Genomic DNA, 25,104 nt, shown 5'->3' on the forward strand with positions numbered 1-25,104 from the left:
GGGGATCGGCGATCCCTGGTTGCGGTGGCCCGGGCGGGGGACGATGGCTCGATGGACCGCACCCAGCTGGCCGACTTCCTGCGCACCCGCCGCGAGGCGATGCAGCCGGAGGACGTGGGCCTGCCGCGCGGGCAGCGCCGCCGGGCGGTGGGGCTGCGCCGCGAGGAGGTGGCGGCGCTGTGCGGGATGTCGACCGACTACTACGGGCGGCTCGAGCAGGGTCGCGGCCCCACGCCGTCCGAGCCGATGCTCGCCGCCATCGCCCGCGGGCTGCACCTGACGCTCCCCGAGCGCGACCACCTGTTCCAGCTCGCCGGCCACCACGCGCCTGCCCGCGCCACGCGCGACGAGCACGTCGCACCCGGCATCCTGCGCATCCTCGACCGCCTGCAGGACACCCCGGCGCAGGTCATCACGGACCTGGGCGAGACGCTGGTGCAGACCCCGCTCGCGGTCGCGCTGCTCGGCGAGCAGACCCACTTCACCGGCCCGGAGCGCTCGACGGTCTACCGCTGGTTCACCGACCCGGCGTCGCGCGACGTCTACCCGCTCGAGGACCAGCCGGAGCGCGGACGCACGTTCACCGCGGAGCTGCGGGCGGCCTACGCGCGTGGCGGCCGGGGCTCGCGGGCGGCGGCGCTCGTCGACGCGCTGTCGTCCGTCCCCGAGTTCGCTGCCGTCTGGGCCGAGCACGACGTCGACGACAAGCACGCGCGCACCAAGCGGATCGCGCACCCCGAGGTCGGTGTCATGACCCTGGACTGCCAGACGTTGCTCGACACGGACAGCGGCCAGCGGCTGCTCGTGTTCACGGCGACGCCCGGCTCGCCCGATGCCGACCGGCTGGGGTTGCTCGCGGTGATCGGGTCGCAGCGGATGACGACGACCGCCTGATCGGCATTCCACAATAGTGGGCGTTCACCTACTATTGTGGAATGCAGCTCCAGCATCCTCTGGCGACGGTCACGCCGACGCTCGATGGCGACGTGCTCACCGTCCTCGCTCGCGCGCGGGCCAAGCACACCGTCGGCAGCATCCAGCATGTGCTGGGCGACCGGTCCTACGAGGGCGTCCGCAAAGTGCTGCTCCGCCTTTCGGCACAAGGCGTCGTCCAGACGGAGCGGGTTGGCAACGTCAGCAGCTTCTGGTTGAACTGCGACCACCTCGCTGCTGCCGCCATCATCGAGCTCGCTCAGCTCGGCGAGACGCTCATCACGAGGATTCGCGACGACCTCGCAGGCTGGGCTCACCCACCTGTCTACGCGGCGGTCTTCGGGTCGGCCCTGACCGGCACCATGCGGATCGACAGCGACATCGACGTCTTCATCGTGCGTCCTGACACGATCGACGCCGATGCGTGGACGGACGAGACCGACGGGCTCGCCCGACGAATCACCGCGTGGACCGGCAACGATGCCAGGATCTTGGGGATGTCTGAGCGGGAGGTCCTCGACGGCGCGAACTCCGAGCGGGTTCTCCTTGACATCGCCTCTGCTCGCCATGGCACGGTTGCGGGCGATCCGCAGTGGTTGCGCAGGCTCGTCGGCGTGGGGAGGTCCCGTGGCACGCACCCGTCCGTGTGAGGCGACTGTTCGCGCCGGCCGGCTCGCCAAGGCGACGCAGTTCGCGACGGCGGCATCCGTGGTGTTCGATCTCGCCGAGGACGCTCGCGACGTCGCCGACGCGTACGTGACCCTCTGCGTGCACGCTGGGATAGCGGCCGCCGACGCCGTGTGCTGCGCCAGACTCGGAGAGCATTCGCTCGGCGACAACCACCACGAGGCCGTCGCGCTTCTCGACAAGGTCGACAACCAGCTCGCCAAGCACTTGCGCACCCTGCTCGAACTGAAGACTCGGGCGGGGTACAGCCACACGCGGACCTCGGACGAGTCGGTCCGACGGGCCGGCCGGGCGATGGATGCGCTGGTCTTCGCGGCGCAGCGGACGTCGACGTGACCACCTACCCGCGCCCGCTCGTCGCCGGTGACGTCGTCGGCGTGACCTCCCCGTCCGCCGGGATCCGGGACGAGCACCGGCCGCGGCTCGAGGTCGCGCTCGACGCGGTGCGCGCCCGCGGCTGGCGCACGCGGGTCGGGAACCAGATGGACGGCACCGGGATCGCCGCCGGTCCGGCGTCCGCGCGGGCCGATGAGCTCGTCGCGATGCTCCGCGACCCCGAGGTCCGGGCGGTCGTGCCGCCGTGGGGCGGCGAGGTCGCGATCGACCTGCTCGACCGGATCGACTGGGCCGCCCTGGCCGACGACCCGACCTGGCTGGTCGGCTTCTCCGACATCTCGACCCTGCTCGTCCCGCTGACCCTGCTGACCGGCGTCGCGACCCTGCACGGACCGAACCTCATGGACACCCCGTACCGCGTGCCCGAGCCGTTGCTCGGCTGGACGGACGTCGTCGCGGCCGAGCCCGGCGCGACGCTGACCCAGGGCGCGGCGGTGCGCTACCGGGCCACCGGGTACGACGACTGGGAGCTGCACCCCACGGCATCCGAGTACGCGGTCGACACCCCGGGTGGATGGACGCGGCTCGACGGGACCGGGGACGTCGAGGCGCGCGGGCGGCTGATCGGCGGCTGCCTCGAGACGATCACGCACCTGGTCGGCACCCCGTACGGCGACCTCGCCTCCTGGGACGCGCCGGAGGGGCTCGTCGTCTACCTCGAGTCCTCCGAGGGCAACGCGGCCGACGCCGCCCGGCGCCTGTTCCAGCTGCGCTACGCCGGCTGGTTCGACCGGGCCACCGCCGTCCTGATCGCCCGTACCCCCGGACCTGACCTACCCGGGTACACGCACCACGACGCGGCCCGTCACGCGCTCGGCGACCTGGGCATCCCGGTGATCGCCGACGTGGACTTCGGGCACCTCGCGCCGCAGCTCAGCCTCGTCAACGGTGCGCTGGCCACCGTCACGCACACCGGCGACGGGTCGTCGATCAGCCAGGAGCTGGTGCCGTAGTCAGCGCGGAGTCATCACGAGGTCGATGGTGACCGTGTCACCCACCTCGATGCCCTCGCCATGCCGCACGACGTTCTTGATCGGCACGACGTAGAGCTCGTTCTTGCGGAACATCGACGTCTCGAACGTGACGTCCCCGATCGTCGCGACGACCGGGATCATGCCCCAGCCGTAGGTGAGCGCCGAGGCGACCGCACGGATCTGCGCGCTCAGCGGCTCGGGGAGCGTGACGAAGTGGAACGGCGCCGGGCCGCGCCAGTACCAGACCTCGCCCGTGACCTGCAGCTGCATTTGGCCAGCATTCCGCACCACGCCGGTCAGCGCAGCAGGCGGCGCTCCAGCCCTGCCCGGACGTCGGGCCACTCGTCGGCGAGGATCGAGTAGTAGGCGGTGTCCCGCAAGCCACCGTCCGTCGCCGGGGTGTGCGCGCGCCGGACCCCTTCGAAGCGAGCGCCGAGCCGCTCGATGGCCGCCCGCGAGCGCGTGTTGCGGTCGTCGGTCTTGAGGGTGACGCGCCGGACCTGCCACGTCTCGAACGCGAGGGTCAGCAGGAGCAGCTTGGCCTCGGTGTTGACGGGGGTGCGCTGCGCGGAGGCGGCGTACCAGGTCGAGCCGATCTCGGCGACGGTCGGCGGGTGCTCGTCGTCGGGCGCGGGGCCCTGCTCGCCCGCCATCCGCGGCCAGGTGAACACGTCGAGGTCGAGCAGCCTGGTGCTGCCGACGACCCGGCCGTTCGCCACCGCCGCGAACGGGACGGCGCGGCCGCTGCGTTCCTTGGCCATCGCGGCCACGACGTAGGCGCTCGCCTCCTCGGGGCCGTCGGGGACCGTGGTGAACCCGTAGCTCGAGCGGTCCTCGTCGGCGGCCGCTGCCAGACCGGGCGCGTGCACAGGTCGCAGCCGCTCGAGTCGGACCCATCGGCCGACGAGGACCTCCGGCTGGGTGATGCCTCGGGGCGCGTCGGTCACGCGATCATCGTGCCGCGACTGCGGACCGGTGTCAGGCGGATTCGCCCGCCGGCTCATCTCAGCGGGCGATGATCGACAGGACGTTGCCCGCGGGGTCGGTGAACCAGGCGATCTCCGGCCCGCCCTTGCGGAAGACGAAGTCCTCGTCGGTCTCGCCCGGTGTGCCCTCGTAGCGCTCGAACTCCACGCCCTGGGCGCGCAGGTCCGCGACGGTGCCGGCGACGTCGTCGACGGGGAAGTTGAGCACCGTGAACGTCGCGGGCACGTGCCCGTGGCCCTTGGGGTAGACGAGCACGTGGTGGCCGTCCGCGAAGTGCAGCGTGAGCATCCCGTTCGCCTGGGACGTCTCGACGCCGAGCACGTCGCCGTAGAACCGGGCCGCGGCAGGCACGTCGTTCGTCGAGAAGCCGCTGAACGATTCGGTGAGGGGCATCGTCGTCCTCCTTGGTCGGGACACCCAGCGTGGACCCGACCACCGACACGCGCTACCCGCGTGCACCATGGATCTCATGAGACTGCGCCCGACGACCTCGTCCGACCTCGACCTGCTGGAGGAGCTGCTGGTCGAGGCCTACAACTGGACCGGCGAGACCCGCGTGACCCTCGCGCAGGTCCGGACCGACCCCGCGCACGCGCGGCACCTGGCCGGCTGGCAGCGGCCCACCGACCTGGGCACGGTCGCGGAGGCAGACGACGGCACGCCCGCGGGGGCGGCGTGGGCCCGGGTCGTGCCCGCGAGCGAGGCGGGATACGGGTTCGTGGCCGACGACGTGCCCGAACTCGGCATGAGCGTCCTGGCTCCCCACCGCGGCCAGGGCGTGGGCTCGAAGCTCCTCGACGCGTGCCTCGACCAGCTGTGGACCGCCGGCCACCCGGCGGTGAGCCTGAGCGTCGAGGACGGCAACGGCGTCGCGCGCCGGCTGTACGAGTCGCGCGGGTTCGTCGTCGTCGGCCGTTCGGGGAGCTCGGACACGATGCTGCGGGACCTGCAGGCGGCGTGACGGATCGTGGGTGAGGATCGAGGGATGTTCACCACCCGCCCTGAGCTGTCCGGCACGTTCGGCATGGTCGCGTCCACGCACTGGCTCGCGTCAGCGATCGGCATGCGCATCCTCGAGGCGGGCGGCAACGCGTTCGACGCGGCCGCCGCGGCCGGGTTCACGCTGTCCGTGGTCGAGCCGCACCTCAACGGCCCGGGCGGGGACGCGCCGATCATCGGGCACCGCGCGGCCGACGGGCACACGTTCGTCGTCTGCGGCCAGGGCACCGCACCCGCCGCTGCCACCATCGAGGCCTACCGTGACCTGGGCCTCGACCTCGTCCCCGGGACCGGGCACCTCGCGGCCGTCGTGCCCGGGGCGTTCGGCGCGTGGCTCGACCTGCTCGCCCGCTACGGCACGCTGCCGCTGGCCGCGGTCCTGGCACCGGCGATCGGGTACGCCCGCAACGGGTACCCCCTGGTCCCGGCCGCCACCCGCACGATCGGCACGGTCGCCGACCACTTCGCCGAGCACTGGCCCAGCTCCGCGGAGGTCTACCTTCCGCACGGCCAGATGCCCGAGGCGGGCACGCTGTTCACCAACCCGGCGCTCGCGGACACGTTCGACCGGTTGCTCGGCGAGGCCCGCGCGGCCAGCCCTGATCGCGAGGCGCAGATCGAGGCGGCCCGGCGCGCGTTCTACCAGGGCTTCGTCGCCGAGGCGATCGACGCGTTCGTGGCGACGCCCGTCCGCGACTCGTCCGGCCGCGACCACGCGGGGCTGCTGCGGGCCGACGACCTGGCCGGCTGGCGCGCGAGCGAGGAGTCGACCGCGTCGATCCGGTTCGCCGGGCGGACCGTGCACAAGACGCGCGCCTGGGGGCAGGGGCCGGTGCTGCTGCAGCAGCTCGCGATGCTCGAGGCGCTCGGGGTCGAGGACGTAGAGGACGTCGACGGGGTCCACGCCGTGCTCGAGGTCGCCAAGCTCGCCTTCGCCGACCGGGAGGCCTGGTACGGCGACGACACCGACGTGCCGCTCGACACGCTGCTCTCGTCGGCCTACGCGGCCGAGCGCGCGCGCCTCGTCGGGGCGAACGCTGCCGACGGCCTCGTGCCCGGGTCGCCCGACGGTCGCATCCCCCGGCTCGCCCTCGTCGAGCGCATCGGCGACGGCGTGGTCGGCACGGGTGAGCCGACCGTGTCGTCGGCAGGGCTGAGCCCCGGCGACACGTGCCACGTCGACGTCGTCGACCGCTGGGGCAACCGCGTCTCGGCGACCCCGTCCGGCGGGTGGCTGCAGTCCAGCCCCGTGGTGCCCGGCCTGGGGTTCGCGCTGCCGACCCGGGCCCAGATGTTCTGGCTGGAGCCCGGCCTGCCCAACAGCCTCGCCCCGGGCAAGCGGCCGAGGACGACCCTCAGCCCGGGCATGGTGCTCGACGACGACGGGTCCGGCTTCGCTTTCGGGACGCCGGGCGGCGACCAGCAGGACCAGTGGACCGTGCCGTTCCTGCTGCGCCACCTCGTCGGCGGCCTGGACCTGCAGGCGGCGATCGACGCACCCATGTGGCACTCCGAGCACGTGCCCAGCTCCTTCTACCCGCGCGGGCACGTGCCGCTCGGGGTCGCCGCGGAGTCGCGGCTCGGCGCGGACGTCCTCGACGGGCTCGCCGCGCGGGGGCACGCCGTCGATGTCGTCGGACCCTGGACGCTGGGCAGGCTCAGCGCCGCCGGGATCCGGGCCGACGGGATGCTCGTCGCGGCCGCCAACCCGCGCGGCATGCAGGGCTACGCCGTCGGACGCTAGTGCTCGAGCGACTCCGCGATGCGCTTGATCCCCGCCAGCCGGCGGTCCCACTGCGCCCCGATGGCCTCGAGCGCCGCGGCGGTCTGGCTCAGCCGGGCGCCGAGCGCGCGGTAACGGACCTCGCGGCCGACGCGCACCGGCTCGACGAGGCCGGCGTCCGCGAGGACCGCCAGGTGCTTCGCGATCGCCTGCCGGGTCACCGGGAAGCGGGTGGCCAGGGCGGACGCGGACTGCTCCGAGCGGCCGAGCTCCTGCAGCACCGCCCAGCGGGTGTCGTCCGCGAGCGCGGCGAAGACGGGCACCAGGGTGTCGCTCATGCGGCGGCCTCCAGGTAGGCGACCAGCTCGTCGAGCTCGTCGGTCCAGCCCTGCTTGTTGGACTGCATCGCCTCGAGGGGGTCGCGGCTCAGCAGGCCGAAGCCGCTCTCGACGACGCTGAGGACCGTGGCGGTGCCGTCCTCGGTGAGGGTGAACCGGACCAGCGTCGAGTTGTCCGGCCGGAGGGGCTCGTCGCGGGCCCCCCACGTGAAGGCGAACACGACAGGCTCGTCGACCTCCTCGACCCGGACCGGGAGCTCGCCGTAGCCCTCGAAGCCGATCGTGCCCAGGCCGCCCGGGGTCAGGTCCGGCAGCGACGCGCTGGTGCCGAACCACTGGGCGATGAGGTCGTCGCGCGTCAGAGCCGCCCACACGCGCTCGCGCCCGGCCTCGATCCGCAGCGTGCGGCTGACGGTGTACTTCTCGGTGTCGACGACTGCGGGGCCCATGGAGTCTCCTTCGCGATGGCTTGATGCAACCTCAGGGTTGCATTCTCAGCCGGCGGAGCGCAACCGTCCGGCGATCGTCGTGACGACCGGGGCGAGCAGTGCGACCCCTGCGGCGATCGCGGCGGCGACCGCGACCGTGTCGTCCACGAGCGGCCCGTCGTTCCGGCCGATGGCGATCCACGCCAGCCCCCACGCCATCGCGAGGCCGACCGGGATGACGACGGTGGGGCGTCGGCGACCGAACACCGCGTAGGCGACGGCCAGCAGGGCCGCCAGGGCGAGCACGACGACGGACCAGCCGGTCGCCCCGAGCCCGAGGTCGCCGACCTCCGCGTCGGCGAGGAACGCGGCGATGTTGGCCAGCGTCGCCACGCTGACCCAGCCGAGGTAGAGGCCGACCGTCACGTCGGTCACGACCGACGCGGCGGGCCGGGTGTGGTCGATCCGGGTCAGCCGCACCAGCAGCAGCGCGAGGACGGCGAGCAGGACGAGGATCACCAGGACGCTGGCAGCGAGCGCGTCCGCCTGGACGACGCCGATCCACAGGGCGTTGAGCAGCATCGACGCGAGCACCCACCAGGACACCGCGCGCAGCCGGGGGTCGGCACCGTGACGTGGCAGCGCCTGGACCACCGCGAAGACGGCCAGGCCCAGGTAGATCAGCGACCAGATCGCGAAGGCGGGGCCGTCGGGCGCGAGCGGCGTGGCCGTGGCCGACAGCGCGCCGTCGGCGGCATCGGCGATCGCCTGCCCGCCGAACGCGCCCGACCCGACCGCCGCTCCGCCGATCGCGACGACCGCCCCGAGCAGGACGGTCACCTGCCGGACGCGGTCGGTCGAGGTCGCGGCCTGCACCGTGGGTGTCGTCGTCGCCATGCCTCAGCGTGCCAAGACCTCGCCCGCCGGGCATCTCGGGGAGGCAAAGCGGTTGGACCCGGCGGCGTCCGCGGCGCATCATGGAGGTGCCGCGGCAGGAGCCTGCGGCACCTCTCTCGACGACCGTCACTCTCAACGACAGGGCTCATCACGATGCAGCAGGAGAGCGGGGCGGCCGTCCAGGCCTGCTCACGCGGGACCCGGACGCCCGCTCAGCACGCCTGACGCCTCACGGCGGCACACCGACCTGCGGGTCGGTGCACTCGGCGCACCCAGCGGACGTCTCCCGTCCCCCGCCGTCGATCCCCGACGGCCCCCTGTCGCACGAGAGCCGAGAACACCATGAACCCCCTGACCGAGAAGCAGATCCGCGCGTCCTTCGTGAACTGCTCCCGCCGCGAGGCCGCCGAGGTCACGCTCCCCGCCGACCTGGCCGACCTTCGCTGGGACCGCCTCGACTACCTCGGGTGGATCGACCGCAAGGCGCCGCTGCGCGCGTACGTCGTGCTCGAGGTCGACGGCGAGCTCGTCGGCATCGCGCTGCGCTCGCCCGAGGGCGCCGCGACCCGCAAGCGTGCCGTGTGCGCGTGGTGCGAGGACGTGTACGCCACCGAGGACGTCTCGATGTACGTCGCCCGCCGCGCCGGGGCCGCCGGCCGCAAGGGCGACACCATCGGGACGCTGATCTGCACGCACTTCGACTGCTCGACGAACGTCCGCCGCAAGCCGACGATCATCGAGGCCGGCCAGGACCCGGCGGGCGTGATCGCGCGCCGGACGGCCGGCCTGCAGGAGCGCTCGCTCAAGTTCGCGCGCGAGGTCCTGCGCGAGCTCTGACCCGCACCCGTCCGGCCTGCGCCGGTCCGCGAACGGTGGGTTGTGCGCGCTTCCCGGCCCGGATGCGTGCGCAACCCACCGCTCGTTCGGGTCAGACCTCCCGCGAGTGGGTGGCGAACTCGTCGGACGACGGCGGGAGCACGCAGAGCAGGAGCCCGACGGGGTCGCTCATCACGACGAACGTCGGGCGCCTGGCGTGCACCGTCGCGCCGAGGGCGGTGAGCCGGGCGACCTCCGCCTCGACGTCGTCGGTCTCGACGTCCAGATGGAACCGCGGCGTGCCGTCGGCCCCGATGTCCTGGACCGCCACGTGCGGCAGGGACGCGGGGTCGTGCAGCGAGACGAACTCGGGCTCGTCGGGCACGGGGTGCGAGGTGGCCGCGAGCGCACCGGCCCAGAACGCCGCCACCTCCTGGAAGGACGACGACGGCACGTCGACGATGACCTCACGCAGCATGATCCGATGCACCCTCGCGACCCTTCCCTGCCGGACGACCGCCCGCCACCCGGCTGGCCGGGCAGGCCGGGCAGGGCCGCCCGGCACGGCCGAACGGGTGATTGCGCACGGTTCCGGGCCCGGAGGCGTGCGCAACCACCCGTTCGGCACCAGGTGTCTAGCGGGGGTCGAGGCGGAGGGGAGGCCGCCGGGCGCTCACCGCTGCTCTTCCGCGAACACGGTCCGCGCGACGGCGATCGCCGACATCGCGCGCGGCCACCCGGCGTAGAAGGCCAGGTGAGTGATCGCCTCGACCAGCTCGGTCTGCGTGAGCCCGTTGTCCCGCGAGATGCGGAGGTGGCTGACGAGCTGCTCCGTGCTCCCGTTCGTCACCAGTGCGGCGACGGTCACGAGCGACCGGTCGCGCCGGGCGAGCTCGGGCCGGGCCCACACGTCGCCGAACACGACGTCGTCGGTGAGCTGGGCCAGCTTGGGCGCGATGTCCCCGACGAGGCGCTGCGCCACGGAAGGTTCGGTCATGATCGGTCTCCGTACTCCTGGTCGGTGATCTCGTCGGCCCACTCGGTGTCGGGGCCCTCGTCCGGGTCGGCGACCTCCCACATCGCCAGGTGCGTCATGAACGTGTCCGGCGCGGCACCGTGCCAGTGCCACTCGCCGGGCGGCGTCCAGATCGTCTGCCCACGCTGCACCTCGACGACCTGGCCGTCACGCGTGCCGACGCGCGCGGTCCCCTCGGTGACGTGCAGGGTCTGGCCGCGGGCGTGCCGGTGCCAGAAGGTGTGCGCGCCGGGCGCGAAGCGCACCGTGTTCACGCGGAGGCGCGCCGGCTCCGGCGGGGCGGCGAGGACGTCGAACCAGACGTCGCCGGTGAACATCGTCGCCGGACCCTTCGTGGTCGGCGGCAGCGGGGTGATCTCCATGAGTTCTCCTTCGGGTGCATCTCGAGCATCGCGCGCGGGTGCGCGCAGGGCGAGCGGGGTCAGATCGTCACCATGACCTTGAGCGCCTCGCGCGCGTCCATGGCCCGGTAGCCGGCGGCGATGTCGTCGAGCCCGACGGTCCGGTCGAACACGCGGCCGGGGTTGATCCGGCCGCTCAGCACGTCGGGCAGGACGTCCTCGATGTAGGCGCGGACAGGTGCCGGGCCGCCCGACAGGACGACGTTCTTGCCGAACAGCGAGCCGAAGCCGACAGGCGCGTCCTCGTACTGCGGCACGCCGACACGGCTGATGGACCCGCCGGGGCGGACCACGCCGTACGCCTGCTCGTAGGCCGGCATGTGGCCCACGGCCTCGAGCACCACGTGGCTGCCCTCGCCGCCGGTCAGGTCGAGCACGCGCTCGACGCCCTCGGCGCCCCGCTCGGCGACGACGTCGGTCGCCCCGAGCTCGCGCCCGAGGTCGGTGCGAGCGGCGTGGCGGCCCATGAGGATGATCCGCTCCGCGCCGAGCCGCTTCGAGGCGAGCACGGCCGAGAGCCCGACCGCCCCGTCGCCGATGACCGTCACCGTCCTGCCGGGTGCGACGCCGCCCATGTGCGCGGCGTGGTGACCGGTGAGGAACACGTCGGACAGCGTGAGCAGGGAGGCGAGCATCGCCTCGTCGGCGTCCGCGAGCGCGATGCCGGGCTGGACGAGAGTGCCGTCGGCCTGCGGGACGCGCACGAGCTCGGCCTGCCCGCCGCCGACGTCACCGTGGCCGTAGAAGCCGCCGTGCACGCAGGACGTCTGGAAGCCGTCGCGGCAGAACGCGCAGGTGTTGTCCTGGTAGGCGAAGGGCGAGATGACGAAGTCACCGGGCGTGACTGTCACCACGGCGGTACCGACCTCCTCGACGACGCCGAGGAGCTCGTGGCCCATCGCGGCGCCGTGCGCCGACGCCTCCATCGAGCGGTAGGGGTGCAGGTCGGACCCGCAGACGCAGGCCCGGACGACGCGGACGATCGCGTCGGTGGGCGCGAGGATCGTGGGATCGGGGACGGTCTCGACGCGCACGTCGCCGGCGCCGTACATGAAGGTGGCTCTCATGGGTTCGATGCAACCCCGTCCGGGCCGGGTGTGGGAGTCCCTGTCGTGCCAGGTACCAGCAGGGCCTGTCTCCTCGTGCCGCGCCGCCGTACGGTCGAGCCATGGACAACCGCGACGAGATCCGTGACTTCCTCGCCACCCGGCGAGCGAGGATCACGCCCGCGCAGGCAGGGCTGCCGGCCTACGGCACGAACCGCCGCGTGCCGGGGCTGCGCCGCGAGGAGGTCGCCATGCTGGCCGGCGTCTCGTCCGACTACTACGTGCGCCTCGAACGCGGGAACCTCGCGGGCGTCTCCGAGCAGGTGCTCGAGTCGCTCGCCGACGCGCTGCAGCTCGACGAGGCCGAGCGGATCCATCTGCAGGACCTCGCGCGCGCTGCCTCTCCGCGGCCCGCCCGCGCCCGTCGTCGGGGTCCGACGCCCGCCATCCCGGACAGCGTCCAGGCGATGCTCACCGCGATGACCGGTGCTCCCGCGGTGGTCCGCAACGACCGGCTCGACATCCTGGCCACCAACGCCCTGGGTCGCGCCCTGTACGCCGACCTGTTCGACGACCCCGGTCACCTCCCGAACCACGCCCGGTTCGCGTTCCTCGACGAGCGCTCGCACGACTTCTGGGTCGACTGGCAGCGTGCCGCCGACGACACGGTCGGCATCCTGCGGGTCGCGGCGGGCAGCAACCCGTACGACAAGGCGCTGACCGCGCTGATCGGCGAGCTGTCCACCCGCAGCGAGGAGTTCCGCGTGCGCTGGGCCCGCCACGACGTGCACCTGCACCGCGGCGGCGCCAAGAAGATCAACCACCCCGTCGTCGGGCGCCTCGACCTCATGTACGACACGCTGCCCATCGCGCAGGCACCCGGCCTGACGATGCTCGTGTACACCGCCGCGCCCGCCAGCCCCACGGCCGACGCGATCGCGATGCTCGCCAGCTGGGCCGCGACCCAGTCGGTCGACGCACGCTGACACCCACCGACAACCGGAGGCTTCGCCATGCACGCACGCACCCTCGGACAGGGCCTGCAGGTCTCGGCCATCGGCCTCGGCGCGATGGGGATGAGCCAGAGCTACGGCCCCAACCCCGGCTCCCGCGACGACATGATCGGCGTCCTGCGCGGAGCGGTCGAGCGCGGCGTCACGTTCGTCGACACGGCCGAGGTCTACGGCCCGTACGTGAACGAGGAGCTCGTCGGCGAGGCGCTCGCCCCGATCCGCGACGAGGTCGTGATCGCGACGAAGTTCGGCTGGCGCATCGAGGGTGGGAAGTCGGTCGGCCTGGACAGCGGGCCGGAGCACATCCGGAAGGTCGCCGACGAGTCCCTCGCGCGGCTCGGGATCGACGTCATCGACCTGTACTACCAGCACCGCGTCGACCCCGACGTGCCGATCGAGGACGTCGCTGGCGCCGTCGGCGAGCTCGTCGCGGCCGGCAAGGTGCGGCACTTCGGCCTGTCGGAGGCTGGCGCGTCCACCATCCGCCAGGCGCACGCCGTGCACCCGGTGACCGCCGTGCAGAGCGAGTACTCGCTGTGGACGCGCGACCCGGAGCCGAGCGTGCTGCCGACCTGCGCCGAGCTCGGCATCGGCTTCGTGCCGTTCAGCCCGCTCGGCAAGGGGTTCCTGACGGGCACCGTCGACGCGAGCACGGAGTTCGCCGCCGGGGACATCCGCTCCACCATCCCGCGCTTCGCGGCCGAGAGCCGCGACGCCAACCAGGCGCTCGTCGCGCACGTCCGCGAGCTCGCGGACGCGAAGGGCGCGACACCCGGGCAGGTCGCGCTCGCGTGGCTGCTCGCGCAGCAGCCGTGGATCGTGCCGATCCCCGGGACGCGGCGGCTCTCGCGCGTGGAGGAGAACGCGGGGGCCACGGCGCTCGCGCTCTCGGCCGACGAGGTCGCGGACCTGGACGCCGTCGCGGCGCGCATCGGCGTCGTGGGGAACCGCTACAACGAGGCGGGGATGGCGATGGTCGGCCGCTAGCGTGGCCGCGTGCAGTTCATCCGCTTCCAGAGCGCGACTCCCAACGCCCGCGGCACCTTCCCTGGTGTGTTCGCGCTGGCCAACGGCCTGGCCCGGGACGGCCGCCTGTCCGACGACGACCGCCGATGGCTGCGGGAGTCGAACGCGCGGTGCGACGCGGCGTACACCGACCCGACGACCGTCGTCCCCGAGTGCTACGACCGCACTGCCCATCCGGGGGCGCGGTCGTGGTTCAAGACGACCGCCGGTCACCTCCTGGACCTCACGGCGCCGTACCTCGACCTGCTCGACCGGTACGGCGTCGCGTGGGTGCGCCTGACGACGGACGACCCGGGCCGGGTCACGTACGAGGACGACGTGCAGGTCGTCGCGGTCTGACGTTCTCAGCCGAGCTTGCGGCGGAGCAGGGCGCGCTCGCGGTCGTTGTCGCACATGGCGGAAGCCGCCTCGATCTCGATGCGCGCCTCGTCGTCCCGGCCCAGCCGCAGCAGCAGCTCGCCGCGCACGCTCGGCAGCAGGTGCGAGCCGGGCAGCGAGCCCTGCGCGACCAGGGCGTCGACCAGTGGCAGTGCCGCGCGCGGACCGCTCGCCATCGAGACCGCGACCGCCCGGTTGAGCTCGACGACCGGCGACGGCGCGAGCCGGCCCAGCGCCTCGTAGAGCACGACGATCCGCTCCCAGTCGGTCTCCTCCACCGACGGCGCGACCGCGTGGCACTCGGCGATGGCGGCCTGCACGCCGTAGGCACCGAGCCCGCGGCCGACCCGTCCCGCCGTGGCGAGGGTGGCGCGCCCACGCCGGATCGCTGCCCGGTCCCACCGGCGGCGGTCCTGCGCCTCGAGCAGGATCGGCTCGCCGTCCTCGTCGACGCGGGCCGGGAAGCGCGCGGCGGTGAGCTCGAGCAGCGCGAGCAGACCGAGCACCTCGGGCTCGTCGGGCACCAGCCGGGCGAGCACGCGCGCGAGGCGGACGGCCTCGTGCGCCAGGTCCTTGCGGATCCAGTCCGAGCCCGAGCTCGCCGACGAGCCCTCGGTGAACACCAGGTACACGACGTTGAGCACCGCGGCCAGCCGCACTCGTCGCTCGTCGGGCGCAGGCACCGCGAACGGCACCTGCGCGGCGGCGAGCGTCTTCTTGGCGCGCGTGATCCGCGCCTGGACCGTCGCAGCCGGGACCAGCAGCGCGCGGGCGATCTCGGCACTGGTCAGGCCGCTGACGACGCGCAGGGTCAACGTCACCTGCGCATCGCGGGACAGGACCGGGTGGCACGCGACGAACATCAGGGCGAGCACGTCGTCGTCGATCTCGTCGGGGTCCCACAGCTCGTCCGGCCCGGTCTCCGCGGGCTCGCGCGCGAGGGTCGCGTACCGCTCGTCGAGGGCCGCGCGACGCCGGAAGGCGTCCACCGCCCGGCGCCGCCCCACCGTCAGCAGCCAGCCGGCGGGGTTGGCCGGCACGCCGTCGGCCGGCCAGGACACGAGCGCCGCGGCGAACGCCTCCTGCGCGAGGTCCTCCGCGAGCGCGAAGTCGCCCGTGTACCGGGCCAGCGTGGCGACGATGCGCGCGGACTCGATCCGCCACACCGCCGCCACCTGGTCGCGGGTTACAGCTGCCCCGTCGACTCGCGCCACGCGCGCTCCTTGGCGACCCACTCGTTGTCCTGCGGGAACTCGTCGATGCTCGCCACGCGGCGGATCTCGGTCTTGAGGCCGGGGCCGTTCATCGGGGCGCGCTTGGCCCACTCGACGGCCTCCTCCTGCGAGGCGACGTCGAGGATCCAGAAGCCGCCGAACAGCTCCTTGGTCTCGCCGTAGGGGCCGTCGCTGACCACGGGCGGCTCGGAGGAGAAGTCGATGACGACGCCCTTGGCCGCGTCGTCGAGGCCCTCGGCCGCCACGAGCACGCCCGCAGAGATGAGCGAGTCGTTGTAGCGCCCCATCGCCTCGAGCACCTCGCCGAAGTCGACGTCCTGGAAGGCAGCGAGTGCCTCGTCGTTCGCGCGCATGATGAGCATGTACTTCATGGTCGTCTCCTGACGTGTGCGGGGTCCCTCTCGGACCCTCTCACCCTGTGGTCGAACGGGGGTACCGCCGGATCGACATCGCCGTCGGACGAGTTTGCGTGGACCCGTCGGCCCGACGAGAGTGACGAGCATGGCGCTCACCACGATCGACCCCACCTCCGCCCTCGTCGTCGTCGACCTCCAGCAGGTCACGACCAGCTTCCCGGCGGCTCACGACATGGCCGGCGTCGTCGCCAACGCCACCCGCCTGGCCGAGTCCTTCCGGTCAGCGGGGCGACCCGTCGTCCTGACCGTCGCAGACCTCAACGCCCCGCCCGTCGGCCGCACCGAGGTCTCGCGCCCCCGACCCCAGATCCCGGCCGACGCGCTCGAGCTCGTGCCCGGGCTGCAGCACGAGGGGGACCTCGTCGTCCGCAAGCGGGGCTGGGGCGCCTTTGCGGGCACTGGGCTCGAGGAGCAGCTGCACGGGCTCGGCATCACGCAGGTAGTGATCTGCGGGCTGGCCACGGGATTCGGCGTCGAGTCCACCGCGCGCGCGGCGTACGACGCCGGCTTCCACGTCACGCTCGCGACCGATGCCATGACCGGGCCTGTCCTCGCCGGGCACGACCACACGGTCGCGAACGTCTTCCGCGTGCTCGGCGAGACGGGATCGACCGATGACGTGACCGCGCTGCTGGCCGCGGGTGCGCGGTGATCGCCACCTCGCCCTTGCGCACGCCGCCGACCAGCGATGATGGCGTCATGACCGACGAGTACGACGACGTCCGCTCCCGGATGAACGACGGGCGGCTCTACGTGGACTTCGGCCCCGGCCTGGAGGCGCTCGAGGCCGAGCGCGTCGCGGGCAAGGAGCTGACCTACGACTTCAACCACACGCGCCCGAGCGAGACGGCTCGGCGCACGGAGATCCTGCGCGAGCTGCTCGGCTCGGTCGGCGCGGACCCGTGGATCGAGCCGCCGTTCCACGCCTCGTACGGCTCCCACGTGCACGTCGGCGACCACCTGTACGCCAACTTCAACCTGGTGCTCGTCGACGACGCCGACATCTACATCGGCAACCACGTGATGTTCGCCCCGAACGTGACCGTCTCCACCGCAGGCCACCCGACCGTGCCCGAGGAACGTGCGGGCGGGAAGCAGTTCTCGCTGCCGGTGCGCATCGAGGACCGCGTCTGGATCGGCTCGAACGTCGTCATCCTGCCCGGCGTGACGATCGGCGCCGGTTCGGTGATCGGCGCCGGGAGCGTGGTGACCTCCGACATCCCGCCGCGGGTCGTCGCCGTCGGCGTGCCGTGCCGCGTCCTGCGCCCGGTCGACGAGGACCCCGCATGACCGGCGCGGAGCGGCCGACCGTGGAGATGTGGACCGACGGCGCCTGCAAGGGCAACCCGGGAGTCGGCGGCTGGGGCGCGTGGATGCGCTTCGGGGACCGTGAGCGTGAGCTGTTCGGCGGCGAGGAGGTCACCACGAACAACCGCATGGAGCTGACCGCGGTCATCGAGGGCCTGCGTGCCCTGACCCGGCCGTGCGACGTGGTCCTGCACGTCGACTCGAAGTACGTGATGAACGGCGTGACGTCGTGGATGGCCGGCTGGAAGCGCAACGGCTGGCGCACGGCGGACAAGAAGCCCGTGAAGAACCAGGAGCTCTGGCAGGCGCTCGACGCCGAGCTCGCCCAGCACACCGTCAGCTGGGTCTGGGTCAAGGGACACGCGGGCGATCCGGGCAACGAGCGGGCCGACCAGCTGGCCAACCGCGGTGTCGACGAGGTCCGCGCCCGCGCCTGACCGCTATCGTGCGTCCTGCCCGGACACGACGACGGAATGAGCGCCCGATGGCATCGCCCCAGGGTCTGACGCCCTCGACCCGCACGCTGCTGTTCCTGTCGGTGGCCGTCGTGTCGCTGGCCGGGGTCCACGCCGCTCGCGAGGTCCTTGCGCCGCTGTTCCTCGCGGCGGTGCTCGTCATCATCGTTCACCCGATCCGGCACCCGCTCGAACGTCGCGGGTGGCCGCGCGCGGCGGCGACCACGGCGGTCATCGTCGTCGTCTACCTGATCCTGCTCGCGCTCGTGGCGATGCTCGTCTTCGCGGGGATCCGGTTCACGGGGCTCGTGACCGACTTCATGCCCCAGCTGCGCGACCAGGTCGCCGACATCGGCACGTGGCTCGGCACCCTCGGCGTCGACCAGAGCTCGATCGACAAGGCGACCTCGGCGCTGCAGCCCTCGCAGCTGCTCGGCGTGGCGACCTCGCTGAGCGGCGCGATCCTCGGCGTGCTCACCACGCTGTTCGTCGTCGTGACGTACGTGATCTTCATGGCCGTCGACGCCGGACGCTACGACAGCGCGCACACGCTGTTCGGTTCGACCCAGGGCAGCGTGCTCTCGCGGGCCACGACGTTCAACGTCGGGGTGCGCCGCTACTTCGTGGTCAGCGCGACCTTCGGCGGGATCGTCGCGATCGTCGACGGCCTGGCCCTGTGGGCCCTGGGCGTCCCCGCGCCGGCTGTCTGGGCGATCCTCGCGTTCGTCACCAACTTCATCCCGAACATCGGCTTCGTCATCGGCGTCGTCCCGCCGACCCTGCTCGCCTTCGTCGTCGGGGGCTGGAAGCTGGCCCTCGCTGTCGTCGTGGTCTACAGCCTGGTCAACGTGGTGCTGCAGGTGCTGGTGCAGCCCAAGTTCGTGGCCGACGCGGTGAACATCACGCTGACCCTCAGCTTCGTCTCCGTGCTGTTCTGGACTTTCATCATCGGCCCGCTCGGCGCGATCCTGGCGATCCCCCTGACCCTGCTGGCCCGGGCCGTGCTGCTGCAAGGTGGGCCGCAGACCGCCTGGTACGCGTGGCTGTCGGGCGACGACCTGCCGAAGGCGCCAGCCGACGAGCCCGAACCGCCTGCCGCGGCGGACTGAGCACTCGCGCGCGGAACCACGGCGCGGGGACGTACGTTGACCCTCCGGGACGAACGCCCCGACGTCGCCGACCCGGTCGACGTGTCCGACGACGGGAAGTGACGCGGCCATGGACTCCACCGACGAGGTGCGAGCACCTGACGCCACCGAGCCCGCTCCCCCCGCGGCGGAGCCGAAGGCACCCGCGCACGACGACGAGATCGCCGCGGCCGAGAAGCACCACTCGGCCATCGGACGTCGGGTTGATGCGCTGCACGCGCGGGTCGACGCCGTGCCCGGCGGGCGCCTCGGGCTGCGGATCGCCGTCGGCGTCGTCGGCGGTCTGCTCATCCTCGCCGGCATCGCGATGCTCGTCCTGCCCGGCCCCGGCTGGCTGACGATCTTCCTGGGCCTGGCCGTGCTGGGCACCGAGTTCGCGTTCGCCCGCCGCATCAACGACTGGCTGCGCGAGCGCGTGCGGCGCATGTGGGCGTGGTGGAAGGCCCGACGCGCCCGCTGACGGTCAGCCCTGGTCGTACGGTCGACGCATGATCAGCCTCACCTTCGACTGCGCGGACGCCCAGCTGATGCGGGCGTTCTGGAAGTCCGCCCTCGGCTACGTCGACGAGCCGCCGCCGGCGCCGTTCGCCACGCGCGAGGAGTGGCACGCGAGCTTCGACCTCCCCGAGGACGACCGCGTCGAGGACGGCGCGTGGCTCTGCGACCCGACCGGCGTGGGCCCGCGGCTGTCGATCCTCAAGGTCCCCGAGCCGAAGGTCGCCAAGAACCGGCTGCACATGGACGTGCCGGTCGCGGTGCACGGCTCGGCCGACGAGCGGTGGTCCCAGGTGCTCGCCGAGGCCGAGCGGCTGGCCGCGCTGGGCGGCGCGGTGCTGGTGACGTTCGGCGGCCACCACGTCGTCATGGCCGACCCCGAGGGCAACGAGTTCTGCCTCGCTCCCGCGGCTGCGTGACGCTTCGCGACCGCGTTGACCCCCTAGTCGCGGCGCGGGCGACCCATCCGCCGCAGGGCCAGGCCGGCGATCAGGAGCAGACCCGCGGCGGCGAGCAGCGGACCGGTCGTCGCCCCCGTCAGGGACAGGCCGGGAGGCTGGCTGCCGGAGTCGGGCGGAGGCGTCGGGTCGGCCGTCGGGGTGTCGCTCGTCGGCGCGGGCGTCGGTCCACCCGTCGGCGACGTGGTCGGTGCGGGCGTCGGGGTCGCGCCCGGGGTGGGCGTCGCCTCCGGGGCGGGTGCGGCGACGACCGCGGTCGCCGTCGAGTCGTTGTCCGTCGCGCGCCGGTCGAGAGCGGTCGAGCCCGCGTACGCCGTGTTGGTCAGCCGCGGCCCGAGGTCGCGGCTCGTCCTGAAGGTGACGTCGACGAACGCGGTCGCTCCGTTCGCGAGCCCGCCGAGCGAGCACGAGAGCGTCGGCATCCCGTCCTCGGTCATCCCCGACGCGCACGCGCGCCCCCTCGCGAAGGTCAGGCCCGCGGGGATCACGTCGCTGATCTGCACGTCCGGTGCCGACGACGGGCCTGCGTTGGTGACGGCGAAGCGGTACGTGACCGGCGCACCCGCGCGGACGCGCTCGGTGCGCACCGTCTTGCGGATCGACACGTCGGCGACCAGCGTGACGTCGACGGACGAGACAGCCGTGTTCGAGGCCGCATCCGGGTCCGGGGTGCTCGACGACGCGGTGGCCGTGTTGGTGATCGTGCCCGCAGCGGCGTCCTCCGGGACCCCCACGGTGACCACGACGGAGGTCGATGCGCCGGGTGGGAGATCGCCCGCGTCGCAGGTGAGGTCGCGACCCTCGGTGGTGCAGGTCGTCGGATCGGAGGGCACGACGGAGGCGAGCTCCAGGCCGGCGGGCAGGTCGTCGGTCACCGTCGCGCCGGTCGCCACGGACGGCCCCGTGTTGGTGAGGGTGATCGTCCAGGTCAGCTCCTCGCCCGCGGCGGGAGTCGGCGTGCTCGCCGACTTGGTGAGCACGAGGTCCGCCGAGCGCGTGGTTGCCGTGGTCGCGCTCGCCACGACCGGCTCCGCCACGTCGGGCGACGTCACCGTGACGGTGTTCGTCAGGTCGCCCTCGGGCGCGTCGGCGGCGAGCGTGCCCGCGACGCGGAGGTTGCGAGACTCGCCGGGAGCCAAGGTGCCGAGCGCGCAGGTCGCGCCGTCGTCGTCGGCGGTGCACGCGGGGTCGCTGGCGTCGGGGTCGAGCGTGACCCCGGCGGGCAGGACGTCGGCGACGCTCACGTCATCGGCGGTCGACGGCCCGGCGTTCGCGACCACGACCGTCCAGCTGACCGCGCCCCCTGCGACGAGCTGCTCCTGGTCCGCCACCTTGGTCACGCTGACCTCGGCGGCACGAACGATGCGGGTCTGCACCGATGAGCTGTTGTTGTCCGGGTCGACCTCGGGCGTCGAGGTGCTGACCCGGGCCGTGTTCGTCACCGTCCCCGCCTCCGCGGCGGGGTCGGTCACCCCGAAGACGGTGATGACCACCTCGTCGAGGTCGAACTGCCGGACGGTGCCGAGCTCGCACCGCACCTCCTGCCCGGTGATCGCGCACGAGCCGAGCGTGCTGGTCACCGAGGTGGGGACCATCGCGTCGGGCAGGACGTCGGTGACGACCGCGTCGCGCGCGTTCGACGGCCCGGGCGTGCTGACGGTCATCCGGTACGCGAACGCGGTCCCGGCGGTCACGCTCGGCAGTCCCTCCTTGACGACGTGCAGGTCGGTCTCGTACCCGGTGACGGTGAAGGGCGCCTCCCCCCGGTTGTTCGTCGCGTCCGGATCAGGGGTGGCCGAGCTCGCCGTGGCGACGTTCACGTAGGTGCCGGTCGGGACGTCGCCGACCGTCGCCGCCACGAACTGCAGCACGTACGGGTCGCCGTTCGGCGGCAGGTCGCCGACCGCGCACTCGAGGTCGTTCTCCCGCGGTCCGCAACCGTCGGGCAACGGGATGTTCGTGCCGATGGCCGAGTCGACCGGCCAGCTGTCGACGACCGTCACCGAGCGGGCGACCGAGGGGCCGTTGTTCCGCACCGTGATGGTGAAGACCAGTCCCGTGCCCGCCGGGCCGGAGCTCTGGCTGACCTCCTTCGTCACCTCGAGGTCAGCCTGCGCGGTGGTCGAGAAGGGGACCGAGGCGGTGTTGTTCGCCATGCTCGGGTCCGGGGTCGGCGACGTGGCCGTCACGCTGTTCACCAGGGCGGTGCCCGACGGCACACCGGCGGCCACCCTCACGACCAGCTCCGTCGTCTGCGCACCGCCAGCGCCCAGGTTGTCGACCGCGCACGTGACCACCCTGCCGACTGCGCTGCACCCCGGGCCGGACACGAAGCTGAGCCCGGGCGGCAGGGTGTCGACGAACGTCCCGGAGGCGGAGGCCGAGGGGCCCTGGTTGCTCACGGTCACCACGAACGTCGACTCACCCCCGGCGACCGCAGGCCCGTCGAGCGACTTCGTCACCGCCAGGTCCGCCACCGCGGCGCCGCCGGCGGCGAAGGACGCGGTGTCGTTGTCGGAGTTCGGGTCCTCGGTGTCCGAGCTGATCGCGGCGTCGTTGACGACCGTCGCGGGAACGGCGTCGGGGGCGAGCAGCACCAACGTGCGTCGGGCGACGTCGCCGACGTCCAGGTCGCCGACCTGGCACGTCACGACGCCGGCGGCGAGCGAGCAGCCGGACGGGAGCGCCCCTGCGGCGGTGAACCCGGCGGGCAGCGTGTCGGTGAGCTCGACGTCGCGCGCCGTGGACGGGCCGGCGTTGCGGCCGGTCAGGACGTACGTGACCTCCTCGCCCCCGATGACGGGTGAGGGCGTGCCGGACTTGGTCACGCTGAGGTCCGCCTCGCCCGTGACGGTCACGGCGGCGGCGTCGACCGCGGGCGTGTCGTCGTCGGACGACGACGTCGCACGCGCGTCGTTGCGCAACGTGCCCGGCAGCGCGTCCGACGAGACGTCCGCGGTGATCGTCACCGTCACGGTGCCACCGACCCGGAGGCTGGGCACCGTGACCGACACGTCGCGGCCGGACGTCGTCGCGGTACCACGGTCGGTCGAGACCGAGACAGGCGTGAGCCCGGCGGGCAACGAGTCGGTGACGGCCACGTCGGCCGCGGTGGAGGGTCCCCGGTTGGTGGTCACGAGGGTGTAGGTGACCCTGCCGCCCGCCACCACCGAGGTGGGCGCGACCGACTTGGCGAGGGTCAGGTCGCTCACCGGCGGTGCGACGGTCACGGTCGCCCTCGCGACGTCGTCGGACGGGTCGGGGTCCGGGGTCCGGCTCGTGACGCGCGCCTCGTTGACCACCTCGCCCGAGGCCGCGGACCCGACGACGCCGACGACCGTGTAGGTCTGCGAGGCACCGGGGGCGAGCGTTCCGAGGTCGCACTGCACCCCGCCCCCGGCGGGCTGGCAGTCGTCGCTCGGGTCGATGCCCGTCAGGGTGAGCCCGGGCCCCACGGTGCTGTCCTGCAGCGCCACCTCCCGCGCGGTGGACGGACCCGCGTTCCGGACGGTGACCTCGAAGGACGCCTCCTCGCCCGGCACCACCGACTGCTGGAGCGCCGACTTGGTGACCGAGAGGTTCGCGGATCGCGTCGTCGTGACCGACGCGGTGGCCGTGTTGTCGGCCAGGTTGGGGTCGATCACGTCCGACGTCACCGACGCGACGTCCGACACCGACGCGGCGTTGGTGCTCGGAGGGACCGTGACGACGACCGTCACCGTGCGCGTCGCACCGGAGGCGATCGTCCCCAGCGGGCACGTCACAGTGGTCCCCGTGAGGCTGCAGGACGACGGGTCGGAGGACGCGAGGGTCGCGACACCAGGCAGCTCGTCGGTCACGACGGTGTTGGTGGCCGAGCTCGGACCGTCGTTGTGCACGACGATCGTGGACGTGACGTCCTCGCCCGCGACGACGACCGCCGGGCTGGCCGTCTTCGTCACGGACAGGTCGGCCAAGGGGTCGACCGGGACGGTGGCGCGGTTGCCGACGTAGCTCAGGACGACACCGGTGGTCGCCGCGGTGTAGGAGAGCGTCGCCTGGTTCGACGGGGAGGTCCGCGCGGCGGCGACGTCGACCACGGCGCGGAACCGCACGGTGGTGGTCGAGGGGTTCATCCCGTCCGGGATGCCGAGCAGGCCGCCCGTCGAGCTCGTCGCACCCCGGCCGAGGCGGACCACGACCGTCCGCGAGCCCGCGTCGTACTCGCCGAGGTCGTCCCCGCTCGCATCGGTCACCGGACCCGCACCCGGCCCGTCGGCGATCGTCAGCGACCCCGGTTGGTACGTCACACCCGTCGGCAGCGGGTCGTCGGCGACCACTCTCACTGCCGGGTCCTGGCCGGTGTTGGAGTAGGTCAGCGCGTACTCGAGCACGTCTCCGGGCACGGCCCGCGCTCGCCCCGACAGGTTGGTCACGGACTTGGTGCTCGTCGTGAAGTCCGGTGCGTACAGGTTGATCGAGGACGTGACGACGCCCGCCAGGTAGCGCTCGCTGGTCGTGCTGAGCTGCAGCGTGGCGGCACGAGCGCCGTTGGGCACCGCGCCCGAGGTGCCGACGTCCTTGATGTCGTACCCGGTCATGTTCAGGTAGGCGGGTTCACGCGTGGTCACGTTCACGCCGCCGCGCTCGTTGGTGCTGCGGAAGAAGTTGGTCCCGGTCGACAGGGGCGTCGCCAGGAGGGTCGAGTTGAGCTGCGCGCGGTCGCCGCTCGAGCTCGCGTCGCCCTCGTACGCGACGAGGCCGATGGAGCTGTCGACGGCACCGGTCAGCGGCGCGAGGAAGCCCGAGATGTCGACGGTCGTCGTCTCCCCGACGCCCACGTCGGTCAGGCCGTCGAAGATCGTCAGGTTGCGCAACGGCGCGGTCGGGTCCGCATAGGCGATGGCCAGCGACCAGCCGGCGTAGCGGTCCTCGCCGGTGCCCGCCGCGACGTCGGCGCCGGTGTACGTCCCCGCGCCGGAGGCGGCCACGATCGAGGTGACGTCGGCGAACTGCTGGTACGGGCGGTCGCCGGTCGCCGGCCCGAACTGCCGGTCCGAGGTGATGGTGCGGTATCCCGCGTCGCCCGGTGCGCGCAGCCGCATCTGGGTCAGCGGCGCCGTGGTCGTCGTGCCGCCGGTCCCCCCCGCGGCCTTGGCACCCCAGTAGAGCCCGGCGAACAGCACGCGCGCGTCCTCCGGCAGGATCACGTCCGAGCGCGACGAGGAGAACGTCGAGGGGTCCGAGTCGACGTCCACGTGGACCATGCGGAACGCGTTGTTGTTGAGGTTCCTGCCGATGCCGTTCTGCGCATCGGTGCAGACGTCGCTCGCGGCGCAGGTCATCAGGGTGTTCCCGAAGATCGCGACGGCCCCGTTCGTGTTCGCCTGGAACCGCGGCGCGAACGCGACGATGGCCGCGGGTGCCGCAGGGGGCGCGAGGACCGCGAGCGCGGCGGCGATCAGCGACAGGACCACCAGCAGGGTGCCGGACCGCGCGACGGCGGGACTGCGGTGCCTCATGCGCGCCTCC

At 73.0% G+C, this 25,104-nt stretch carries 29 protein-coding genes; 16 read left to right on the forward strand and 13 right to left on the reverse strand.

All coding sequences use genetic code 11. The features are described from left to right. Positions 1 to 51: 51 nt before the first annotated feature. From EDF34_RS15015 to EDF34_RS15030, 4 genes are read left to right on the forward strand one after another with little or no spacing between them, the layout of a single operon-like run. Positions 52 to 894, forward strand: coding sequence for a helix-turn-helix transcriptional regulator (locus tag EDF34_RS15015; protein ID WP_123372297.1), 843 nt, complete (start codon positions 52 to 54; stop codon positions 892 to 894). Positions 895 to 935: 41 nt separating this feature from the next. Continuing rightward, positions 936 to 1,583, forward strand: a complete 648-nt coding sequence (locus tag EDF34_RS15020; RefSeq protein ID WP_123372298.1) for a nucleotidyltransferase domain-containing protein — start codon at positions 936 to 938, stop codon at positions 1,581 to 1,583. Further along, the gene (locus EDF34_RS15025) at positions 1,561 to 1,956 is read left to right on the forward strand and encodes a hypothetical protein (RefSeq protein WP_123372299.1); all 396 of its coding nucleotides are present in this window, start codon (positions 1,561 to 1,563) and stop codon (positions 1,954 to 1,956) included. Before EDF34_RS15020 ends, EDF34_RS15025 begins: the two co-directional genes overlap by 23 nt. Beyond that, on the forward strand, positions 1,953 to 2,969 hold the full coding sequence (locus EDF34_RS15030) for a S66 peptidase family protein (protein WP_123372300.1): 1,017 nt from the start codon (positions 1,953 to 1,955) through the stop codon (positions 2,967 to 2,969). Before EDF34_RS15025 ends, EDF34_RS15030 begins: the two co-directional genes overlap by 4 nt. Here EDF34_RS15030 and EDF34_RS15035 read toward each other — a convergent pair whose 3' ends face one another. The 3 genes from EDF34_RS15035 to EDF34_RS15045 are packed head-to-tail and all read right to left on the reverse strand — an operon-like array spanning position 2,970 to position 4,370. After that, positions 2,970 to 3,260 (reverse strand): DUF1905 domain-containing protein, encoded by a 291-nt coding sequence (locus tag EDF34_RS15035; RefSeq protein ID WP_123372301.1) that lies wholly within the window; start codon positions 3,258 to 3,260, stop codon positions 2,970 to 2,972. 26 nt (positions 3,261 to 3,286) lie between these two features. Next, complete coding sequence (locus EDF34_RS15040) at positions 3,287 to 3,937, reverse strand: GNAT family N-acetyltransferase (RefSeq protein WP_233575410.1); 651 nt, start codon at positions 3,935 to 3,937, stop codon at positions 3,287 to 3,289. Between the two features lie 58 nt (positions 3,938 to 3,995). Next, a complete protein-coding gene (locus tag EDF34_RS15045) occupies positions 3,996 to 4,370 on the reverse strand; it encodes a VOC family protein (RefSeq protein ID WP_123372302.1) in 375 nt (124 codons plus the stop codon). Positions 4,371 to 4,446: 76 nt separating this feature from the next. Between EDF34_RS15045 and EDF34_RS15050 the strand changes: the two genes are divergently transcribed. Together EDF34_RS15050 and EDF34_RS15055 are read left to right on the forward strand one after the other, a co-directional pair. Further along, positions 4,447 to 4,938 (forward strand): GNAT family N-acetyltransferase, encoded by a 492-nt coding sequence (locus EDF34_RS15050; RefSeq protein WP_123372303.1) that lies wholly within the window; start codon positions 4,447 to 4,449, stop codon positions 4,936 to 4,938. A gap of 24 nt (positions 4,939 to 4,962) precedes the next feature. Further along, complete coding sequence (locus EDF34_RS15055) at positions 4,963 to 6,720, forward strand: gamma-glutamyltransferase family protein (RefSeq protein WP_123372304.1); 1,758 nt, start codon at positions 4,963 to 4,965, stop codon at positions 6,718 to 6,720. Here the strand turns inward: EDF34_RS15055 and EDF34_RS15060 are convergent. From EDF34_RS15060 to EDF34_RS15070, 3 genes are read right to left on the reverse strand one after another with little or no spacing between them, the layout of a single operon-like run. After that, on the reverse strand, positions 6,717 to 7,037 hold the full coding sequence (locus EDF34_RS15060; RefSeq protein WP_123372305.1) for a helix-turn-helix transcriptional regulator: 321 nt from the start codon (positions 7,035 to 7,037) through the stop codon (positions 6,717 to 6,719). The two genes, EDF34_RS15055 and EDF34_RS15060, sit on opposite strands and share 4 nt — an antisense overlap. Continuing rightward, positions 7,034 to 7,486, reverse strand: a complete 453-nt coding sequence (locus EDF34_RS15065; protein WP_123372306.1) for an SRPBCC domain-containing protein — start codon at positions 7,484 to 7,486, stop codon at positions 7,034 to 7,036. The genes EDF34_RS15060 and EDF34_RS15065 overlap by 4 nt, the downstream gene beginning before the upstream one ends. 45 nt (positions 7,487 to 7,531) lie before the next feature. Continuing rightward, entirely contained in the window at positions 7,532 to 8,362 is an 831-nt protein-coding gene (locus tag EDF34_RS15070; RefSeq protein ID WP_123372307.1) for a tryptophan-rich sensory protein, read from the reverse strand. 342 nt (positions 8,363 to 8,704) lie between these two features. Here EDF34_RS15070 and EDF34_RS15075 point away from each other — a divergent pair, with 342 nt between their 5' ends. Then, positions 8,705 to 9,199, forward strand: a complete 495-nt coding sequence (locus EDF34_RS15075) for an FBP domain-containing protein (protein ID WP_123372308.1) — start codon at positions 8,705 to 8,707, stop codon at positions 9,197 to 9,199. 91 nt (positions 9,200 to 9,290) lie between these two features. On the opposite strand, the gene EDF34_RS15080 is transcribed toward EDF34_RS15075, so the two are convergent. From EDF34_RS15080 to EDF34_RS15095, 4 genes are all read right to left on the reverse strand, one after another. After that, a complete protein-coding gene (locus tag EDF34_RS15080) occupies positions 9,291 to 9,656 on the reverse strand; it encodes a VOC family protein (protein ID WP_123372309.1) in 366 nt (121 codons plus the stop codon). Between the two features lie 195 nt (positions 9,657 to 9,851). Then, on the reverse strand, positions 9,852 to 10,175 hold the full coding sequence (locus tag EDF34_RS15085) for a carboxymuconolactone decarboxylase family protein (RefSeq protein WP_123372310.1): 324 nt from the start codon (positions 10,173 to 10,175) through the stop codon (positions 9,852 to 9,854). Continuing rightward, positions 10,172 to 10,576 (reverse strand): cupin domain-containing protein, encoded by a 405-nt coding sequence (locus EDF34_RS15090; RefSeq protein ID WP_123372311.1) that lies wholly within the window; start codon positions 10,574 to 10,576, stop codon positions 10,172 to 10,174. Before EDF34_RS15090 ends, EDF34_RS15085 begins: the two co-directional genes overlap by 4 nt. A gap of 59 nt (positions 10,577 to 10,635) precedes the next feature. Continuing rightward, positions 10,636 to 11,682, reverse strand: coding sequence for an alcohol dehydrogenase catalytic domain-containing protein (locus EDF34_RS15095; RefSeq protein ID WP_199737922.1), 1,047 nt, complete (start codon positions 11,680 to 11,682; stop codon positions 10,636 to 10,638). 101 nt (positions 11,683 to 11,783) lie between these two features. Here EDF34_RS15095 and EDF34_RS15100 point away from each other — a divergent pair, with 101 nt between their 5' ends. Genes EDF34_RS15100 through EDF34_RS15110 form a run of 3 tightly spaced genes read left to right on the forward strand, consistent with a single transcriptional unit; the run spans position 11,784 to position 14,039 of the window. Beyond that, positions 11,784 to 12,647, forward strand: coding sequence for a helix-turn-helix transcriptional regulator (locus EDF34_RS15100; protein WP_123372313.1), 864 nt, complete (start codon positions 11,784 to 11,786; stop codon positions 12,645 to 12,647). A gap of 27 nt (positions 12,648 to 12,674) precedes the next feature. Then, positions 12,675 to 13,661: an aldo/keto reductase gene (locus EDF34_RS15105; protein ID WP_123372314.1), complete on the forward strand. Its 987-nt coding sequence runs from the start codon at positions 12,675 to 12,677 to the stop codon at positions 13,659 to 13,661. 9 nt (positions 13,662 to 13,670) lie between these two features. Beyond that, a complete protein-coding gene (locus EDF34_RS15110) occupies positions 13,671 to 14,039 on the forward strand; it encodes a hypothetical protein (protein ID WP_123372315.1) in 369 nt (122 codons plus the stop codon). 5 nt (positions 14,040 to 14,044) lie between these two features. Here the strand turns inward: EDF34_RS15110 and EDF34_RS15115 are convergent, their stop codons facing one another. Both EDF34_RS15115 and EDF34_RS15120 read right to left on the reverse strand, forming a co-directional pair. Further along, positions 14,045 to 15,292 (reverse strand): RNA polymerase sigma factor, encoded by a 1,248-nt coding sequence (locus EDF34_RS15115; protein WP_123372316.1) that lies wholly within the window; start codon positions 15,290 to 15,292, stop codon positions 14,045 to 14,047. Then, positions 15,265 to 15,684, reverse strand: a complete 420-nt coding sequence (locus tag EDF34_RS15120) for a YciI family protein (protein WP_123372317.1) — start codon at positions 15,682 to 15,684, stop codon at positions 15,265 to 15,267. Before EDF34_RS15120 ends, EDF34_RS15115 begins: the two co-directional genes overlap by 28 nt. A 130-nt stretch (positions 15,685 to 15,814) precedes the next feature. On the opposite strand from EDF34_RS15120, the gene EDF34_RS15125 reads away from it, so the two are divergent. The 6 genes from EDF34_RS15125 (at position 15,815) to EDF34_RS15150 (ending at position 19,554) form a co-directional block, all read left to right on the forward strand. Continuing rightward, a complete protein-coding gene (locus EDF34_RS15125; protein WP_123372318.1) occupies positions 15,815 to 16,381 on the forward strand; it encodes an isochorismatase family cysteine hydrolase in 567 nt (188 codons plus the stop codon). A gap of 47 nt (positions 16,382 to 16,428) precedes the next feature. Further along, positions 16,429 to 17,019: a sugar O-acetyltransferase gene (locus EDF34_RS15130; protein WP_123372319.1), complete on the forward strand. Its 591-nt coding sequence runs from the start codon at positions 16,429 to 16,431 to the stop codon at positions 17,017 to 17,019. Further along, positions 17,016 to 17,474 carry a ribonuclease HI gene (gene rnhA / locus EDF34_RS15135; RefSeq protein WP_123372320.1) on the forward strand — a complete coding sequence of 153 codons (459 nt, stop codon included), beginning with the start codon at positions 17,016 to 17,018 and terminating at the stop codon, positions 17,472 to 17,474. Before EDF34_RS15130 ends, rnhA begins: the two co-directional genes overlap by 4 nt. A gap of 47 nt (positions 17,475 to 17,521) precedes the next feature. Continuing rightward, the gene (locus EDF34_RS15140; RefSeq protein WP_123372321.1) at positions 17,522 to 18,601 is read left to right on the forward strand and encodes an AI-2E family transporter; all 1,080 of its coding nucleotides are present in this window, start codon (positions 17,522 to 17,524) and stop codon (positions 18,599 to 18,601) included. Positions 18,602 to 18,710: 109 nt separating this feature from the next. Further along, positions 18,711 to 19,100 carry a PGPGW domain-containing protein gene (locus EDF34_RS15145; RefSeq protein ID WP_123372322.1) on the forward strand — a complete coding sequence of 130 codons (390 nt, stop codon included), beginning with the start codon at positions 18,711 to 18,713 and terminating at the stop codon, positions 19,098 to 19,100. A 28-nt stretch (positions 19,101 to 19,128) separates the two neighbouring features. After that, complete coding sequence (locus EDF34_RS15150) at positions 19,129 to 19,554, forward strand: VOC family protein (protein WP_123372323.1); 426 nt, start codon at positions 19,129 to 19,131, stop codon at positions 19,552 to 19,554. 23 nt (positions 19,555 to 19,577) lie between these two features. Here the strand turns inward: EDF34_RS15150 and EDF34_RS15155 are convergent, their stop codons facing one another. Beyond that, positions 19,578 to 25,094 carry a DUF11 domain-containing protein gene (locus EDF34_RS15155; protein ID WP_123372324.1) on the reverse strand — a complete coding sequence of 1,839 codons (5,517 nt, stop codon included), beginning with the start codon at positions 25,092 to 25,094 and terminating at the stop codon, positions 19,578 to 19,580. Positions 25,095 to 25,104: the final 10 nt, after the last annotated feature.

It is taken from the genome of Cellulomonas sp. PhB150 (genome assembly GCF_003755175.1).
Classification (GTDB): domain Bacteria; phylum Actinomycetota; class Actinomycetes; order Actinomycetales; family Cellulomonadaceae; genus Cellulomonas.

Excerpts from the sequence above, each read along its gene's own strand:
- EDF34_RS15140 (WP_123372321.1), top strand. The coding sequence starts at position 17,522 with ATGGCATCGCCCCAGGGTCTGACGCCCTCGACCCGCACGCTGCTGTTC.
- EDF34_RS15145 (WP_123372322.1), top strand. The coding sequence starts at position 18,711 with ATGGACTCCACCGACGAGGTGCGAGCACCTGACGCCACCGAGCCCGCT.
- EDF34_RS15075 (WP_123372308.1), top strand. The coding sequence starts at position 8,705 with ATGAACCCCCTGACCGAGAAGCAGATCCGCGCGTCCTTCGTGAACTGC.
- EDF34_RS15120 (WP_123372317.1), bottom strand. The coding sequence starts at position 15,684 with ATGAAGTACATGCTCATCATGCGCGCGAACGACGAGGCACTCGCTGCC.
- EDF34_RS15070 (WP_123372307.1), bottom strand. The coding sequence starts at position 8,362 with ATGGCGACGACGACACCCACGGTGCAGGCCGCGACCTCGACCGACCGC.
- EDF34_RS15105 (WP_123372314.1), top strand. The coding sequence starts at position 12,675 with ATGCACGCACGCACCCTCGGACAGGGCCTGCAGGTCTCGGCCATCGGC.
- EDF34_RS15050 (WP_123372303.1), top strand. The coding sequence starts at position 4,447 with ATGAGACTGCGCCCGACGACCTCGTCCGACCTCGACCTGCTGGAGGAG.
- EDF34_RS15015 (WP_123372297.1), top strand. The coding sequence starts at position 52 with ATGGACCGCACCCAGCTGGCCGACTTCCTGCGCACCCGCCGCGAGGCG.
- EDF34_RS15055 (WP_123372304.1), top strand. The coding sequence starts at position 4,963 with ATGTTCACCACCCGCCCTGAGCTGTCCGGCACGTTCGGCATGGTCGCG.
- EDF34_RS15130 (WP_123372319.1), top strand. The coding sequence starts at position 16,429 with ATGACCGACGAGTACGACGACGTCCGCTCCCGGATGAACGACGGGCGG.
- EDF34_RS15095 (WP_199737922.1), bottom strand. The coding sequence starts at position 11,682 with ATGAGAGCCACCTTCATGTACGGCGCCGGCGACGTGCGCGTCGAGACC.
- EDF34_RS15060 (WP_123372305.1), bottom strand. The coding sequence starts at position 7,037 with ATGAGCGACACCCTGGTGCCCGTCTTCGCCGCGCTCGCGGACGACACC.
- EDF34_RS15020 (WP_123372298.1), top strand. The coding sequence starts at position 936 with ATGCAGCTCCAGCATCCTCTGGCGACGGTCACGCCGACGCTCGATGGC.
- EDF34_RS15080 (WP_123372309.1), bottom strand. The coding sequence starts at position 9,656 with ATGCTGCGTGAGGTCATCGTCGACGTGCCGTCGTCGTCCTTCCAGGAG.
- rnhA (WP_123372320.1), top strand. The coding sequence starts at position 17,016 with ATGACCGGCGCGGAGCGGCCGACCGTGGAGATGTGGACCGACGGCGCC.
- EDF34_RS15155 (WP_123372324.1), bottom strand. The coding sequence starts at position 25,094 with ATGAGGCACCGCAGTCCCGCCGTCGCGCGGTCCGGCACCCTGCTGGTG.
- EDF34_RS15125 (WP_123372318.1), top strand. The coding sequence starts at position 15,815 with ATGGCGCTCACCACGATCGACCCCACCTCCGCCCTCGTCGTCGTCGAC.
- EDF34_RS15035 (WP_123372301.1), bottom strand. The coding sequence starts at position 3,260 with ATGCAGCTGCAGGTCACGGGCGAGGTCTGGTACTGGCGCGGCCCGGCG.
- EDF34_RS15100 (WP_123372313.1), top strand. The coding sequence starts at position 11,784 with ATGGACAACCGCGACGAGATCCGTGACTTCCTCGCCACCCGGCGAGCG.
- EDF34_RS15090 (WP_123372311.1), bottom strand. The coding sequence starts at position 10,576 with ATGGAGATCACCCCGCTGCCGCCGACCACGAAGGGTCCGGCGACGATG.
- EDF34_RS15150 (WP_123372323.1), top strand. The coding sequence starts at position 19,129 with ATGATCAGCCTCACCTTCGACTGCGCGGACGCCCAGCTGATGCGGGCG.
- EDF34_RS15065 (WP_123372306.1), bottom strand. The coding sequence starts at position 7,486 with ATGGGCCCCGCAGTCGTCGACACCGAGAAGTACACCGTCAGCCGCACG.
- EDF34_RS15085 (WP_123372310.1), bottom strand. The coding sequence starts at position 10,175 with ATGACCGAACCTTCCGTGGCGCAGCGCCTCGTCGGGGACATCGCGCCC.
- EDF34_RS15045 (WP_123372302.1), bottom strand. The coding sequence starts at position 4,370 with ATGCCCCTCACCGAATCGTTCAGCGGCTTCTCGACGAACGACGTGCCT.